The 15,386-nt window shown below is 65.5% G+C and carries 12 protein-coding genes; 3 read left to right on the forward strand and 9 right to left on the reverse strand.

The genetic code is table 11. The annotated features are described in order from the left end of the window. Positions 1-38: 38 nt before the first annotated feature. From J2R80_RS36205 to J2R80_RS36220, 4 genes are all read right to left on the reverse strand, one after another. Positions 39-1,193: a glycosyltransferase gene (locus tag J2R80_RS36205; protein WP_253640265.1), complete on the reverse strand. Its 1,155-nt coding sequence runs from the start codon at positions 1,191-1,193 to the stop codon at positions 39-41. Then, positions 1,190-3,178 (reverse strand): alginate lyase family protein, encoded by a 1,989-nt coding sequence (locus tag J2R80_RS36210; protein ID WP_253640266.1) that lies wholly within the window; start codon positions 3,176-3,178, stop codon positions 1,190-1,192. The genes J2R80_RS36205 and J2R80_RS36210 overlap by 4 nt, the downstream gene beginning before the upstream one ends. Before the next feature lies 1 nt (position 3,179). Next, entirely contained in the window at positions 3,180-5,360 is a 2,181-nt protein-coding gene (locus J2R80_RS36215) for a bi-domain-containing oxidoreductase (protein WP_141340791.1), read from the reverse strand. A 111-nt stretch (positions 5,361-5,471) separates the two neighbouring features. Then, on the reverse strand, positions 5,472-6,722 hold the full coding sequence (locus J2R80_RS36220; RefSeq protein WP_253640267.1) for a glycosyl hydrolase: 1,251 nt from the start codon (positions 6,720-6,722) through the stop codon (positions 5,472-5,474). 117 nt (positions 6,723-6,839) lie between these two features. Between J2R80_RS36220 and J2R80_RS36225 the strand changes: the two genes are divergently transcribed. The 3 genes from J2R80_RS36225 (at position 6,840) to J2R80_RS36235 (ending at position 10,261) form a co-directional block, all read left to right on the forward strand. Continuing rightward, positions 6,840-8,144, forward strand: coding sequence for a glycosyltransferase family 4 protein (locus tag J2R80_RS36225; protein WP_141340792.1), 1,305 nt, complete (start codon positions 6,840-6,842; stop codon positions 8,142-8,144). 78 nt (positions 8,145-8,222) lie between these two features. Continuing rightward, positions 8,223-9,533: a nucleotide sugar dehydrogenase gene (locus tag J2R80_RS36230; protein ID WP_141340793.1), complete on the forward strand. Its 1,311-nt coding sequence runs from the start codon at positions 8,223-8,225 to the stop codon at positions 9,531-9,533. An 8-nt stretch (positions 9,534-9,541) separates the two neighbouring features. Next, positions 9,542-10,261 (forward strand): bifunctional 2-polyprenyl-6-hydroxyphenol methylase/3-demethylubiquinol 3-O-methyltransferase UbiG, encoded by a 720-nt coding sequence (locus tag J2R80_RS36235; protein ID WP_141340794.1) that lies wholly within the window; start codon positions 9,542-9,544, stop codon positions 10,259-10,261. A 21-nt stretch (positions 10,262-10,282) separates the two neighbouring features. On the opposite strand, the gene J2R80_RS36240 is transcribed toward J2R80_RS36235, so the two are convergent. The 5 genes from J2R80_RS36240 to J2R80_RS36260 all read right to left on the reverse strand — a co-directional run bounded on the left by J2R80_RS36240 (position 10,283) and on the right by J2R80_RS36260 (position 15,383). Next, entirely contained in the window at positions 10,283-10,954 is a 672-nt protein-coding gene (locus J2R80_RS36240) for a class I SAM-dependent methyltransferase (protein ID WP_057020220.1), read from the reverse strand. 85 nt (positions 10,955-11,039) lie between these two features. After that, on the reverse strand, positions 11,040-11,666 hold the full coding sequence (locus J2R80_RS36245) for a class I SAM-dependent methyltransferase (RefSeq protein ID WP_057020219.1): 627 nt from the start codon (positions 11,664-11,666) through the stop codon (positions 11,040-11,042). Continuing rightward, entirely contained in the window at positions 11,663-12,982 is a 1,320-nt protein-coding gene (locus J2R80_RS36250; RefSeq protein ID WP_253640268.1) for a polysaccharide transporter, read from the reverse strand. The genes J2R80_RS36245 and J2R80_RS36250 overlap by 4 nt, the downstream gene beginning before the upstream one ends. Then, positions 12,979-14,271, reverse strand: coding sequence for an O-antigen ligase (locus J2R80_RS36255; RefSeq protein WP_141340797.1), 1,293 nt, complete (start codon positions 14,269-14,271; stop codon positions 12,979-12,981). Before J2R80_RS36255 ends, J2R80_RS36250 begins: the two co-directional genes overlap by 4 nt. Continuing rightward, positions 14,268-15,383 (reverse strand): glycosyltransferase family 4 protein, encoded by a 1,116-nt coding sequence (locus J2R80_RS36260; RefSeq protein ID WP_141340798.1) that lies wholly within the window; start codon positions 15,381-15,383, stop codon positions 14,268-14,270. The genes J2R80_RS36255 and J2R80_RS36260 overlap by 4 nt, the downstream gene beginning before the upstream one ends. Positions 15,384-15,386 lie beyond the last annotated feature (3 nt).

The following is a 15,386-nucleotide window of genomic DNA, read 5'->3' on the forward strand; positions in this document are numbered from 1 at the left end:
CGATGCCCGATCGCGGGCAGAGCGCCGACCTGCGGCGATCATCCCCCGGCGGCCCGCGCGTAGATGGCCTCGAGCAGCCGGCGGTTCTCGTCCGGCGCGTAGCGCTCGAGATAGGCGGCTCGTGCGGCCCGTCCCCATGCGGCGGTCAGTTCGGCGGCGCCGAGAACCTCACTGATCCGATTTCGGAGCGTGGCCGCGTCGCCCGGCGGCACCAGCGCGCCGGTCTTGCCGGCGCTCACCACCTCGGCAAGTCCGCCGATCTCGGAGGCGATGACCGGCGTGCCGCACGCGAAGGCCTCGACCACGACAATCGGAAATCCTTCGTACCATAGCGACGGCACCACCAATGCCCGGGCATTCGCCATTTCCCGCAGCACCTCATCGCGCGAGAGCCCGCCCAGGAAGGTGACATGATCGGAAGCCCGAGCCTCCAACGCAGCACGCTCCGGCCCCTCGCCCACGACGCGCAAGGGCACGCCGGTCCCCGCAACGGCCTCGAGCAGCACGCCGACGCCCTTCTCGCGGCTCAGCCGTCCAACATAGAGTAGCCCGCTGCGCGGCGTGGCTGCATCGGGCGCCCCCGGATCGACCATGAAATTCGGTTTCACGTCGATCCGATCGGCGTCGAAGCCGGCCTGCGTGAACAGGGCTTTGGCGAACTGCGTCAGCGCGATCAGGCGCAGGCCGGGACGCGTCCAGGTGCCACGGCGCTGGTGCTGCGCGATCATGTAGGCCGAGGCGATCGAGCCCGGAAGCGATCCGCGGTAGCAGCGGTGCACGACGCCCCAGAGGTGTCCGCGATCGAGGCACTTGTGGCAGATGCGGCCGTCGCGCAGCAGCATGCCGCCGGTGCAGATGCTGCGATAATTGTGCAGGGTCGCCACCGCGGGCACGCACTTTTGCCGGCAGAGATCGAACACGGCGGGCGACAGCAGCGGGAAGAAATTGTGGACGTGCACAACGTCGGGGCGTAAGCGATCGATCGCTTCCGCCACGACCCGCTTTCCCTCCGCATTATCGGCGATCGACAGCGTGGTCGTGATGCGCGCGGGGAGCGAATTGATCGCCGCGTTGCTGACCGTGAGCGTTTCAACGCTGTGTCCTGCGGCGCGCAGCAGGTCGACTTCCGCTTCAAACACGACGTCCTCGCCGCCGCGTCCCTGATACCTGTTGTGAGCGACCAGGATCTTCATGATCTGGCCGGGTCTGAAAACCAGCGCAGCTCGGTCACCAGGTTTTGCCCGCCCGCGAGCGTACCGCAGCCGATCAAGGTCGTCGCCGGCACCTTGAGATCGAAGGACGGCGAATACCAGCCGGCCGGCATGGTCTCGTCACCCCGATACGGCACCCAGCTGAGGGCCGCCGGCAGATCGAGCTCGCCGCGCCCGCCGGGCCATGCGAGCTGCGCCCTGTGCCCTTCGAGCCTGCATTCGACCTCGGGACCGAGATGCCAGCTGAGGCTCGCCGGCACCGCAAGCGCTTCATCAGCAAGCACGGTATCGGTGACGACGAGCCGCGCCGCCTGACGCTGCAATTGCGCCGAGCGGCGATGCACGACACCTGCTTCGTCGCGATATCCCGAATGCTCCGCGACCCAGCTCGCATCCGCATCGCGATCGTCCAGACCGCTGGCGGCGACAAGCCGGCTCTGCGCATGCCATGTCCAGAGAAACGGCCCGCCCGACACTGACTGGTCGCGCGCGAACAGGCACAGCGTGTTGTGCGCCAGCGTGGAGCGGAAGTAGGCCCGCCATCGCGGATCGCCATGGTAGCAATAGGTGCCGGGGTCGGCGAGGATCTCCACACCGCCGATCCTGCATTCGAGCGACAACGCGTCCGCATGGGCGTGGGCGGCAATGCGGCCGAAGCCATGCGGGCCATGGTCACAGCGGCACCACACCGCGCGGTCGGAATCGATCAGAAAGGTCTGTCCCGCCCCCTCGAGCAGATGCGGGCGGCGCTTGGGCCGCCCGGCGATCGCTCGGGCCTCGATGCCGTCGGTGAGCACAAAGCTACGCAGATCGGGCTCCGGCGATGTGGGCCACCATGGCAGAGCGCCGAACAGGCGCGCGCCGCTGGCGAGCAAGCCGAGCCAGCGATTGCCGGCGTGATCGTCGAGCAACAGGCCGATGCCGTCGTCGCCATCGCCCTGCCGCGGCGGATGACCGCGATCGTCCAGCATCGCAGCAATGACGTCGCTCATGCGGCACATCGTGGTCCACACCGCATCGCCAAGCGGATGTCCGGAGGACTCGCCCTGCACTGCCGCCGCCAGCAGCAGTTCGAGAACAAAGCCATGATAATCGGTCGCGAGCTCGCTGTTGCTGCCGCAGGCAAGCGTCTGCGCAACGGCTTCGTGCGCCAGTGTGGCGGCCGATTGCTCGCGCCATCGCGCACTGTCCTGGAAGAACGGAAACACGCAAGCCGCCACGAACTGCCCGGCAGCCTCCGCGATGAGGTGGTTGTTGGCCGAGGAGCCACGGCTTGGGAACTGCGACAGCCAGTATTGATGCGCATAGAGCTGCGTCAGGAACAGTTCGTTGTCCTCGAACAGCGCGGCAGCGCCGGGCCAGTTCTGCAGCAGCTGACGTACCCAGGCCCATGAGATCAGCCGCACGCCAAGCTCGATGCCGCTGATCCAGTGCGGGCCGCGCGGGAACGGATTTTCGCGCCACCAGCTCACCAGATGCTCGGCCGCGCGCACGGCGTAGCGCTCGTCGGAGCTCAGGTAATACGCGGCCGCGAGCACCGTGAGATGGTGGTGACGCGACGGCTCCCAGATGTATTTGATGTTTCCGACCGCGGTTTCGTCACGATAGGGAACCGCGAATGCGTGCACGCCGGCCGGCGCCCGCTTGCCGCTTCTGATATCGACGAACCAGTCGGGCCATTCGCCGAGGGCCCCATGATCCCTGGCGAAAATCCGCCAGTGCCCGGCGAGAATCCGGTCGGCGCTCTGGATCAGCCGTTCGGCGGCCTGTTGCGGAGCGCTGGCCCGCGAAGGCAGCGGCTTCAGGCGCGGCTGCCGCGGGCCGGCAGCGAGCCTGGCGCCGGCACGCCGCGCGATATCCGGCGGAGTGATCCGCCAGAGCAAATGCAGCACCTGGTCGTTCACCCGCCCCGCAAGCTCGGACGGCTCCATGCGCTGCAGCCTGCGCAGATACCAGGCCGGATTCATCTCACGCCGTCGAGGCGTGCGCGACGCCCTGCTCTGCCGCGCCGGCCGTCAGATCGATCGGCATCCCGGCGGCCGCGCTTTCCTGCACGGCAAGCGTTGCGCGCGTGGTCGCCAGCAGCGAGTCGAGCGCAATCGGCATCGCGGCTCCCGATGCGACCGCTGCGATGAAGGCATCCAGCATCGGCCGCTGGCCCTTGTCGAGCCGCGCCGTCTTCGCCGTGCGCTGTCCGGCGTGCCAGACCTCGAAGCCCGAGAAATTGTCGAAGGCGGCAAAACCCGTGCTTGCCGATATCTCGAGCGCTTCCTTCGGCACCCGCGGATCGCCGCCGGTGAGATAGCTGAGACTCGCGACCGAACCGTCGGAAAAATCGAAGGTGGCGACGAGATTGTCGACGTCCCTGCCCGCCGTGCTCGCGGAGACACGCACCGGCTCGGCGCCGAGCCACCAGCACAATACGTCGATGAAATGGCCGCCCTCGCCGACGAAGCGGCTGCCTTCGCTCTCGGCCTGCAGATACCAGGACGATTTCTCCAGCGGCCCGGCGATGACGCGATATTGCAGGGTCTGCGGTCCTGCCGGCGCGAACGCCGCGCGCATGCCCTGCAGCAGCGGCGAAAAGCGGCGGTTGAAGCCGACCATCAGCCGGCTGTTGCCGGTTTCCCGGATCACCTGCTCCAATCGATCGAGCGAGCTCGTATCGATCGCCAAGGGCTTCTCGACAAACACCGCCTTGCCGGCGCGCAGCGCCTGCGTCGCGAGGTCGGCATGGGAGGCATGGCGCGTTGCGATCAGCACGGCATCGATGTCGTCGGCGCCGAGCACCGAGGCCGCATCCGTCGAGGCACGCGCGAAGCCGAACTTGCGGACTGCCGTGGCGCCGCTCAGGCCGGTATTGGTGGCGACCTCGACGAGATCGACGCGCTGGTTGCTCGCAAGCTGCGGCAACAGCATGCTGGAGGCATAATTGCCGGCGCCGATGACGCCGAGCCGCACCCGGCCGCTGCGCAGGGCAACCGCCGGACGATAGGTCATCTGCATCGCGCGGGGAGCGGCGTCCGGATAGGCGAACACCATGCCGAGACCGACCTCGCCACGGCTCATGCGCTCGAACGCCGACGTCGCCTGCTCCAGCGGCGCCGTTTCGGAAATCAGCGAGGAAAAATCGAGCCGCCCGTCGGCGAGCAGCGCGACGATCGCCTCCATATTGCGCTTCTCGGTCCAGCGCACATGACCGATCGGATAATCGATGCCGCCCTCCTCATAGAGCGGATCGTAGCGGCCGGGGCCGTAGGAGCGCGAGAAGCGCACGTCGAGCTCCTTGTCGTAGAATTCGCTCCACGGCAGGTTCAGCGTGCATTTGCCGATATCGACAATGCGGCCGCGGTCGCGCAGCAGCGCCGCCGAACGCGACGCGAGATCGGGATCGTCGCTGCCTGCGGTGATGAACACGCAATCGACGCCGTTGCCTGCGGTCAGCTGGTCGATCCGGGCGCGGAATTCGGCCGCGGCATCATCCGATGCGACGGCACAGACCGCGGCGCCAGCAGCCTCCGCCTGCCGGCATCGCGCCTCCAGCCTGTCGAGCCCGACGACCACGACACCGGCGCTGCGCAGCAACCGCACCATGATCTGCCCGATCAGGCCAAGGCCGATCACGCAGGCGGTCTCGCCGAAACGGATCTCCGACTGGCGCATCGCCTGCAGCGCGATCGAGGCGATCGTGGTGAATGCGGCCTGGTCCAGCGCAGCGCTGTCCGGCAGCGGCACGCAGAGGTTCACCGGCACCCAATTATATTCGGCGTGGGTTGCATATTGATTGCCGCCGCAGCAGACACGCTGTCCGACCGAGAAGCCGCCGACGCCCTCGCCCACCTCCACGACGGTGCCCGACAGCGAGTAGCCGAGCGGCGTGTAGGAATCGAGGCGGTTCATCACCTTCTGATAGGTCGCAGCCAACCCCTGCTGACGGACCGAACGCACCACCTTGGCAACCTGGTCAGGTCGCGCGCGCGCCTTGCCGAGCAGCGACAGGCGACCTTCGGTGAACTTCATCATCTCGGTGCCGGTCGACACCGCCGAGAACGCCGTGCGCACCAAAACCCCGCCGGGGCGGCAGCGCGGCGCCGGCACATCGATCAGCTTGAGCTCGCCGCTCTTATAGTTCTGCGCGATCTGCTTCACGGTCGGTCAATCGCCTCAAGTTAACAGCGCTCCTTGTATCGCGCCTGCCGCCCGCAATGAAGCCAGGATCATCGTCATAATTGTCTCATTGCCGGAGACTTAACATTGTTATCATTCCAGCAACAGGACCGGTTTTGGCGAGATCTCGACCTCGCCGTTGGCGACAGGCCCTTCGCCGCCGTCGAGGCCCTGGTAAAGGCTGAAGCGCGGGTCGACCCGATAAACGGACCGGCCTTTGGTGGTCCAGAGGATCAAGCCGTTGCGGCCATCCGGCATGCGAAGCTCGACGCGCCAGGTCGACGGCGCCGTCCTGCCTGCCGCCACGACGCTTGCACCGACCAACCAGGACTGGATCGTGCGGTAGGCAATTCCGCTCGGAAGCAGCCCGCGCGCCGGGTCCCATAATTTTCCAAAGTCGCTGCCGCCTCCGGCAAACTCGTACCAATAGAACCGGTCGACGCCGCTGATCCATTTCAGGATGTAGGCGCGCGCCAGACACCCGTCCGGATTGTCCTCATAGGACGACCAGCCGGCCTCGGTGTCCCAGATTGGCCTCGCGGACAGGTCGTGTGCGGCGAGGATTTTCCTGAAGCGCGCAATGATTCCAATCACCGCTTCGGGTTCGCTCGTGTAGCCGTGAAAGGCGAACACATCGGCATATTGTCCGCCGCCTTGCGCCATGAAGGCCTGTTGCCAGCGATATCCGTCCGGCGTGCCGTTGGACGGCGGTGTCAGCACGGTCAAGGTGGGATCGCTGGCTTTAATGATCTCGTAGGCCCGCTTCTGCAGCTGGACCATGGTCGCGATATCGCCCGAGTAATATTTGGGATCCTCGGGCTCGTTCCAGATTTCCCAGTATTTGATGCGGCCGGCGGCGCGCGCCACGGCCGCGCGCACCCAGTCGTCCCATGACGCGAGATCGGCCGGCGGTGAGCTTGCACCGGGCGTGAACGCCGGCGGCGCATCCTTCACCGACGCGGCCCAGCGCGGCGTATAGGCGAGATTGAGAACGATCTCGACGTGTTCTCGCTCGGCCGCCGCCAGGATGGCATCGAAGCGCGCCCAATTGTAGATGCCGGGCGCCGGATTAATCTGTGCCCAGTAGATCGCGCCCCATAGCCGAACGCCGTCGAATTTGAGCTCCGGCCAGGGCTGCGACTTTGGCTGCGACTGTCCGATCGCATTGATGGTCATGCCGAAAAGCGTCGGCGGGATCACCGCGTTCACGCGGCTCGCACTCAGCGCATCGCTTGACGTCGAACCACTCCACTGCAGCGGCCATTTGTAGGCCAGCGGCAGCACCGCGCTCAAAACCAGCGCAATCAATGCCCTTTGGCCCCAATCCCTCACTCTGCCTGCCATGTCCCTGTCTCGTCGCCGTCACATCGGTGCCGGGATTGCATAGTGGAAGCCACGCATGTTAATGCCGATGTTAGTCGGATTGTGATGTTGTTAGGTCAATGGTATAGATCATCTCAGATGTCGAGAGCTGAACCATCACCGCGGCGGATCCTGTTCATCGTCGAGAACCTTCCGGTTCCTTTCGATCGCAGGGTGTGGTGCGAAGCAACGTCGCTGCGCAAGGCGGGCTATGAAGTTTCTGTGATCTGCCCGAAGGGCCGCGGCCATGACGAATCCTACGAATGCCCCGAAGGCATTCACATTTATCGCCATCCGATGCCCGTGGAAGCGCGCGGGATCGCTGCCTACCTGATCGAATATCCGGTCGCGCTGTTTTGGGAAACGCTGCTCGCGATCAAGGTGGCGTGGAAGCACGGCTTCGACGTGATCCAGGGCTGCAATCCGCCCGACCTGATCTTCCTGATCGGCCTGTTGTTCAAACTCGGCGGCAAGCGCTTCGTGTTCGATCATCACGACGTCAATCCTGAGCTCTACGAGGCGAAATTCGGCCGCAGGGACTTCTTCTGGCAGCTGCTGCGGCTGGTCGAATATCTCACCTTCAAGACGGCGAGCATCTCGATCGCGACTAACGAATCCTATCGCGAGATCGCGATCACGCGCGGCGGTATGCCGGCCAGCCGGGTTTTCGTGGTGCGATCCGGCCCCAATCTCGACCGGGTGCGCTCGCGGCCGGCCGATCCGGCCTGGCGCCGTGGCCGGCGCTACAGCGTCGGCTATGTCGGCGTGATCGGCCAATCGGAAGGCATCGATCTTCTACTGCAGTCGATCGGCCACATCGTGCACGATCTCGGCCGCACCGACATCCAGTTCAACATCGCTGGCACCGGGCCAGAGTGGAATGCCGTGGTCAAGCTCTGCGAGGAGATGCAGCTCTCCGACTACGTGAACTTCACCGGCGCCATCGCGGATGACGCGCTGTTCACGATGCTCTCGACCGCTGACGTCTGCGTCAATCCGGACCGCGTCACGCCGATGAACGACATCTCCACCATGAACAAGATCATGGAATACATGGCGCTCGGACGGCCGATCGTTCAGTTCGACGTTCGCGAAGGCCGCCGCTCGGCGCTCGACGCCTCGCTCTATTCCGCGAAGAACGATCCAAAGGATTTTGCCAGCAAGATCATCACGTTGATCGACGATCCGTCGTTGCGACAGACGATGGGGGCGTTTGGCCGCAATCGCGTCGAGCGCGCACTCTCGTGGACACATGAGGAGCCGAAGCTGCTCGCGGCCTATGAGGCGTTGTTCGCCGGGAAGGTCCCCGCGCAGAACCGCGCACCGCGCGCGCATGTCCCCGCCGAGCGGCCGACCTCGCAACCTTCCAGCGCGAACGCAGCCGCCGGGCGGGCATCGTCTTGAACGCGCAGCCGCCTCACTCACGTCAAACGCGACGCGGCTGCGGCCACGCGCACGTCCTGGATTGTTGAAGGTCGAAGCATGAACGTCAGCATTTTCGGCCTCGGCTATGTCGGAACGGTGTGCGCCGCCTGCTTCACCGAGCTCGGCCACCAGATCATCGGCGTCGACAAGAGCGTTGCGAAGGTCGACCTGATCCGCGGAGGCAGGTCGCCGGTCGTCGAGCCGGGCATCTCGGACAAGGTGGCGCGCGCGGTGGCAACCGGTCAGCTGACCGCGACCACCGACGCCACCGAAGCGATCGTCAACAGCGACATATCGATGGTCTGCGTCGGCACGCCCTCCTCCGGCAATGGCAACCTCGACCTGACCGCGATCCGACAAGTCGCGATCGAGATCGGCCGCGGACTGCGCGCCAAGAACGCGCCGCACACCGTGACGATCCGCTCCACCGTGCTGCCTGGCACCACCCGCGGCACCGTCGGGCCGCTGATCGAGGAAGCCTCCGGCAACAGGATCGGACGCGATTTCGACCTTGCGTTCAATCCCGAGTTCCTGCGCGAGGGCAGCGCGATTGCGGATTTCAACGCGCCGTCCAAGACCGTGGTCGGCGCTTTCAATCAGGAAACCGCCGACCGCGTCATGGCGCTCTACAAGGACCTGCCGGGCGCCAAGATCACGCCGCCGGTCGAGACCGCGGAACTGGTGAAATATGTCGACAACAGCTGGCATGCGCTCAAGGTCAGCTTTGCCAACGAGATCGGCACGATCGCGAAGACGCTCGGCATCGACGGGCGCGACGTCATGAACATCTTCATGCAGGACACAAGGCTCAACATCTCGCCGGCCTATTTGCGGCCGGGCTTTGCGTTCGGCGGCTCCTGCCTGCCCAAGGACGTCAAGGCGCTGAAACACTTGGCACACAGCCGCGGACTGTCGACGCCGGTGCTCGAGAGCATCCTGCCGAGCAATGACATGATCATGTCGCGCGGCGCCGACTGGATCCTGTCGCATGAGGGCCGCCGCATCGCGTTCCTCGGCATCAGCTTCAAGGCCGGCACCGACGACGTCCGCGACAGTCCCTTCGTGAGGCTGGTGAAGAGCCTGCGCGGCGAGCGGCGCGACATCCGGATCTACGACCCCAACGTGCAGCTCTCGCAACTGATCGGCGCCAACCGGGATTTCCTGATGCGCAATCCGGAACTGGTCGGCCTGTTGAACGACGACGTGACGGAAACCATCGAATGGGCCGACATTATTGTGCTGACGACGGCGGATCCGCGCTTCGTTGCGGCGCTGACGGCGACCCGTCCCGACCAGGTCGTGCTCGAACTGTCGGAGATCGGATTGCCCGAGCAGGTGCGCGCCAAAGTGAGCGGCTTTCACTGGTAGGGAATATCATGGCCACCATGGGCCAGACCCGCGAGCGACCCGAAATCCGCTTTCACGACGAGATTTCGTCGGGGTGGGAGACGCTGCATCAAAGCCGCACCTTCAAGGCGCGGACGGCCGCGATGTTCGGTCTGCTCGGGAACGCGGACCTCAACGGACAGCGCTGGCTCGACGCCGGTTGCGGCACCGGAACGCTGTCCCGCCTGCTCGCCGCACGCGGTTGCGACGTCACCGGCGTCGACGCCTCATCGGAGATGATTGCGGCGGCTCGCGGCCGCGGCGCCGACGGCACGCTCGCCGGGCGGCTCAAATTCCGGCAGATTCCGACCATCGCAAGCCTGCCGTTTCCCGATAGATCCTTCGACGGCGCGCTGTGCGCGAGCGTGCTGGAATATGTTCCCGACGTGGCGCAGTGCCTCGCCGAGATGCATCGCGTGCTCATGCCCGGCGGGCTGTTGCTGCTCTCGATCCCCAACCGCGGATCGCTGCTGCGCCGGAGCTACAAGCTCGCGCATGCGGCCTCTTCGCGCGTGTCGGCGCGGCCGCTGTTTCGCTATCTCGCATTCTCCAAATTCGATACCTCGCCGGCGGCCATGCAGGGTCTGCTCCGACAACTCGGCTTCACGATGCTGGGGAGCAGCTTTGCCGGCTCCCCGCTGCCGCCGGCACTCGATCGCCAGCCCGCAGTGGGCACGCTGATCAACATCCTGGCCCGGCGCGACGATTGACTTGGCAGGCGGATAGCTGCCTCAGGCCTTGATCGCCATCAGCGATTTGGTCATGCCGAGATAGCGTTCGCGATAGATCTTCGCGTCCGGAAACGTTTCGGTCATCTCGCGCCAGTCGAACAGATGCCAGTCGGGCGCGGTGCGCTTGAACCAGAAGCGATTGAATCGCTCGATCAGCGCGATCTGCAGCCGCCTCGGCAGCAAGACGATGATGCCCGGCAGCCAGGTATGGCTTTCGATCGGAAAGTACCGGTACGGCGTCTGCACGTAGAAGGACTTTGCGACCCGCGAGATCTCGCCCGCAAAACGGTTCTGATGCGCGCGCGCGATGCTCTGAAACGCCGCTTCGTCCTCGATCGTCACGACATCCTGCTTCGGCCCGGTGACATGTTCGATCACCGACGAGCAGAAGCAGAAGTCGAACGCCTGATCGTCGAACGGCAGGCGCTCGGTCTCCCGGAGCAGGACCGTCTTGAATCCAAAGCGCTCGCGCGCGGCCTTCAAATCATCGGCAGATATGTCGCAGACCGTGATGTCGGTATGGCGCGGCAGGATCGCGCGAATGTGGCGGCCGGTTCCGCCGCCAAGATCGAGGATTTTCGCATCAAGCGGCAGGTTCACGGTGCGAACGAGGAATTCGCCGCGCCGCTGGCGCGCTGCATTGGAAAATCGGGCTTGAATCGCACCCAGCAAGGTCAGTCTCCTGCTACCGGTCGGTCCGGTCTAGCACGGCATGCGCGATCCCTCACGCTACGATGCATCGATTTTCCTGTCGCGCTCACTTGATGGCCTCGAAGAAGATCGACTCGTCCGGCCGGTTGTCGAGCCGGTCGATGTCGGGACAGACCCCCTCGCGATAGGCACGGGTGTAGGTTTCCGAACAGCCGGCGTTGCGGAATAGCGCGGCGAGCGAGGCGCGGGTAAAGCCCCAGTGATGCGCGAAGGCGGCCTCCTTGCGGCGATCGATCTCGAAAACGCCCTTGAGGAAAGCCAGCGGCGCCGCCGGATCGTAGAGCGCGACGATCCGCTCCATGTCGGGGACGACGATGCGACATACCCCGCCAGGCGCCAGCACCCGCGCGATCTCGCGCGCCAGCCGCTCGACCTCGTCGGGAAACAGGTGCTCGAAGACGTGCGCGCTGAACACCGCCGAGAGGCTGCGATCCGCGAACGGCAGCGGCTTGGTCAGGTTCATGTGGCGCAGTCCGGCAAACTTGCCTTGGCGATGCTCGGCATAGCGGGCATCGCTCAGCATGCCGGCGAGATGTAGCGCTTTCGCCGCGAACGGCACCCGCGCGATCCACAGGTGCATCGTGATGTCGGTATTGATCCAGCCGTCGATGCCGCAATTGAAGGCACCGATATGCAGCTTTTCGAGCGAGCCGCCGCGCGCGTCGTCGGTCATGTCCGCTCCCGCGCCGAATTGGTCAGCACAACCGTGATCACCGACGCCGCGCTGGAGGCCACCATCGCCGCAACCGCGCCCATCACCTGCCAGGCCTCGGCTGCGAACGGCAGGACGCAGCACAGCGCGACGAGGCCGGCAATCCGGCTCAGCATGAACCGCTGCGGCTTGCCGGTCGCAAACAGCGGCAGCGCGAGGCCGAGCCACACCGCGTCGAGCGCCATCGCAGCGCCCATCAAGGCGAGGCTGCCGGTGCCGATCTCATAGCTCTGTCCGTGGATGACAAGCGCCAGAATGCGCTGGCCGAGCAGCACGACCGCCGCCCCATAGGCCGCGGCGATCGATCCGAGCAACAGGGCATTTTCGCGCGCGGCAGCGGCGACCGCGCTGCGCCGGCCGGCGCGCAGTTCGGCCGCGATTTCCGGCAGGCGAACCGAGAACATCGTCGCGCAAAATTGGCTGAGCGGTGCGAACACCAACAGCAGGATTCGCAGCGACGCGCTCGCGTCCAGCCCGATCAGGAAGCCGCAGACCGGGATCAGCCCGATGCTGCCGATCCAGTAGGTGAGCGAGGTCGCGACGAACCAGCGCCCGTTCCGAAACAGCCGCCGCAGCGAGCCGCGGAAGATTCTGGCTTGCGGCCAGGCCAGCTCGCGGGTGTGGGCCAGCAGCAGGCTGCCGGCGAGCGCGGCCGAGATCGCGATACACGCCATCGCCGCGGCGGCGCCGGCGAGCTTGAGCGCGATCATCAGCCCGGCCGAGACGACCAGCGCCACGCAATAGGTCAGCGAGGACGCCAGCGCGCGCGGCAGTCGCCCGTCGAGATAGCAGATCCGGCGGAACATGCTCTGCAGCCGAACCGCCGGGATCGCGAGCCCGGTTGCGATCACGAGCCCGCCGGCGTCCCCGCCGACGGCTGCGATCACAAGCCCCGCACCCACCAGCAGCAGGCCGAGCGCACCCGAGACGAGCAGCGACGACAGATAGAGGCCGAGCCGCAGCTGCGGCCATAGCGACTTCGGGATGCGATGCGCGGTCGCCGGCAGCCCGTCGTCGAACAGGCCGCGCAGAAACACCGCCTCGATCAGGATCGAGAATGCCCAGGCGACGCTGAACCTGCCGAATGAATTGATGTCGAGCACGTTGGCGAGCACGATCGTCAGCACGAAGGCAGACCCGCTCAGCAGCGCCTGATCGATCAGGCCAAGCGCGACATTGCCCCCGGCATGCCGCAGCCGGCGAAGCAATCCGCTCATGGCACCGGCGACCCGGGTCTGAGCCGCCACCCGGTCCAGCCTGTCGGTCAACGCACTCACGCCTCACTCACCCGCAATCTGTTGAATGTCCGCCGCGGCGCCATCTGCAGCCTGGCCTCCGGGCCGAAATAGCACCAGAACACCAGCACGCAGCCGAAATAATTGTGCAGCAGCTGGCTGGAGTCATTGGCCGACGCGATCACGACGAACAGCAGCATCGCGAATGGTGCCATGCAGTACATCCCTCTCCGCTCGAACGCGAAGACGATGCTGTTCCACAATGCGCGCGCCAGCAGCAGCATATAGAGCGCACCGCCGAGCAGGCCGAACTGGAGAAAGGCGTCAAGATAGGAATTCTCGAACGAGCCGAACTCGGTATTCCACGGCGCCATGCTCGTCAGCTCGTTCACCGGCGAATTCGGCAGTTCGTTGAAGAATCCCGAAAACCCGTAGCCGAGCCAGGGGTGCTGCCAGAAGAAGTGCGGCCAGACCGACCAGAGGAACGAGCGGCCGGTCAGGTTTCCGCTGCGGCCCACCAGCCCGTACAACTCGTCGCTCGGCAGGACGAACACGACAAGCGCAACAAGAGCGAGGCCAAGCCAATAGATCGAGGCAGCCCCCCTGTGCCCGAGCACCACGAGCACGAGCCCGAAGGTCACGGCAAGCGCCGTCAACATGCTGATCAGCGGACCTGCGGCGCCGGCCGCGGCGAGCGCAAAAAGATGACATCCCATCAGCAGCAGCGTCCAGCCGAACTGGCGGCGCGGTCCTGCCAGCATGCGCACGAAGCAGATCAGCACCATGAGACCGAAGAATGCGCCCGCGAGGTTCTTGTGACCGAACACGCCGGCATAGGCCTGGGTTCCGAGCACCGTCGGCCGATGCAGCGGGTCGTAATCCCATTGCGAGCCGATCACCGGAAACAGCAGGACGTGAACGATCAGCACCACGATCCCGATCCGGAACAGCGCATCGACGAGACGATCGACCGGGCAGCTGATCACGACCCACGCCGAGAACATCGTGGTCAACAGATACATCGCGAACTTGATCGACGAGCCGGCGGGGTCGGCGCTCAGCGCCAGTGATACCAGGGCGAAGGCGATGAACGTCAGATAGAGATGCGACTGCAGCATCAGCAGGCCGAAGCGCTTCCGATCGATTGCAATGTGCAGCACCAGGAGGATGTAGAGCAGCAGCCAGGCGCCGCGGAACAGCGTGGATTCCCCGGCCCTTTCCGCGAACGAGATGCCCTCGATGAAATTGAACAGGAAATAGATGCAGCCGAGCACCATCACCAGATAGGCGTGCAGAAAGACATCGGTTCGCAGCCACCATCTGCCAATCATTGCACGGCCTCCTGCCGGGCCGGAGCCCTCAAGAGATGATCGACCGCGGCCGCAAAACGCGCCGCGGCGTCGGCAAGCGCATCGCGTCGCACGCTCTGCCGGGCCTGCCGCGACATCGCCTCCCAGTGCGCGGGATGTTCGAGCAAGCCGCGCGCCGCGTCGACCCAAACCTGTTCATCGAGCGCGCAAACATAGCCGTTGTCCTGGTCACGGACCAACTCGCCGCCTGCCCCGACATGGGGCGACACCAGGCACGGAACCCCGCACTGCAGGGCCTCGTTGCACACCAGGCCCCACGGTTCCAGCAGTGAAGGCAGCAGCAACAGCCGCGACTGCAGAAAAGCGTCCGATATCGCCTGCCACGGCAGATAGCGGTCGTGGCTGACATCGATGCCGGCACCGCCGAGCCGAGCCAGCATGCGCCGCTCGGCTGCACCCGACCCGACCACGCGCACCTTCAGTCCGGGCACGATCCGGCCAAGCGCGATCGCGACGTTCTCGAAGAAGATCGCGTTCTTGGCGCCGTCATTGAGGCGGGCGCACCAGAGCAGATGAAATGGACGGTCGTCGAATGCCGGCACAATCGCCGGCGGATCCCATGCCGGCACCAACGGCACCACGAACAGATCGTCGGCGCGAACGCCTTCGCCGCGGAAATACGCCCTGCCCTTGTCGCTGCAACACACCACTGCGTCGCACTGGCGCAGCAGCCAGGGTCGCGCCAGACGGTGATAGGCGGTGTTGGGCATCGTCTCGCGCCAGCCGTCGATCGTCAGCGCGAGCGCCTTGCCGTTGGCGCGCGCCCATGCCGCGCCCGCCAGCATCGAGGGATAAAGACCGTTCACGAACAGCAGGTCGGGCGCGAGCGCATTCAAGGCGCGCCCGACCCCGATATTGACATGGGTGTGACGCGACCGCGACAGCGGAATCGATACACCCGGCACCGTGCGCGTGATGTAGCGCGTCGTGAACGAGCCGGCCCAGGAGCGATCGGCCTCCTGCGGTGTACAGGACAGCACGGCGAGATCCAGCCCGCGGCTGGCCAGCTCGTTGTAGAGACGGTTGGTGTAGGGTGTGATCATGTTGTTGAAGACGACCACGCGGGGCGCCATGGC

The organism is Bradyrhizobium sp. USDA 4541 (assembly GCF_024171085.1).
Taxonomy (GTDB): domain Bacteria; phylum Pseudomonadota; class Alphaproteobacteria; order Rhizobiales; family Xanthobacteraceae; genus Bradyrhizobium; species Bradyrhizobium australafricanum.

Bases quoted from the DNA above. Each gene is read 5' to 3' on its own strand.
- J2R80_RS36225 (WP_141340792.1), top strand. From the start codon at position 6,840: ATGTCGAGAGCTGAACCATCACCGCGGCGGATCCTGTTCATCGTCGAG.
- J2R80_RS36260 (WP_141340798.1), bottom strand. From the start codon at position 15,383: ATGGCGCCCCGCGTGGTCGTCTTCAACAACATGATCACACCCTACACC.
- J2R80_RS36255 (WP_141340797.1), bottom strand. From the start codon at position 14,271: ATGATTGGCAGATGGTGGCTGCGAACCGATGTCTTTCTGCACGCCTAT.
- J2R80_RS36220 (WP_253640267.1), bottom strand. From the start codon at position 6,722: ATGGCAGGCAGAGTGAGGGATTGGGGCCAAAGGGCATTGATTGCGCTG.
- J2R80_RS36210 (WP_253640266.1), bottom strand. From the start codon at position 3,178: ATGAATCCGGCCTGGTATCTGCGCAGGCTGCAGCGCATGGAGCCGTCC.
- J2R80_RS36245 (WP_057020219.1), bottom strand. From the start codon at position 11,666: ATGACCGACGACGCGCGCGGCGGCTCGCTCGAAAAGCTGCATATCGGT.
- J2R80_RS36235 (WP_141340794.1), top strand. From the start codon at position 9,542: ATGGCCACCATGGGCCAGACCCGCGAGCGACCCGAAATCCGCTTTCAC.
- J2R80_RS36205 (WP_253640265.1), bottom strand. From the start codon at position 1,193: ATGAAGATCCTGGTCGCTCACAACAGGTATCAGGGACGCGGCGGCGAG.
- J2R80_RS36230 (WP_141340793.1), top strand. From the start codon at position 8,223: ATGAACGTCAGCATTTTCGGCCTCGGCTATGTCGGAACGGTGTGCGCC.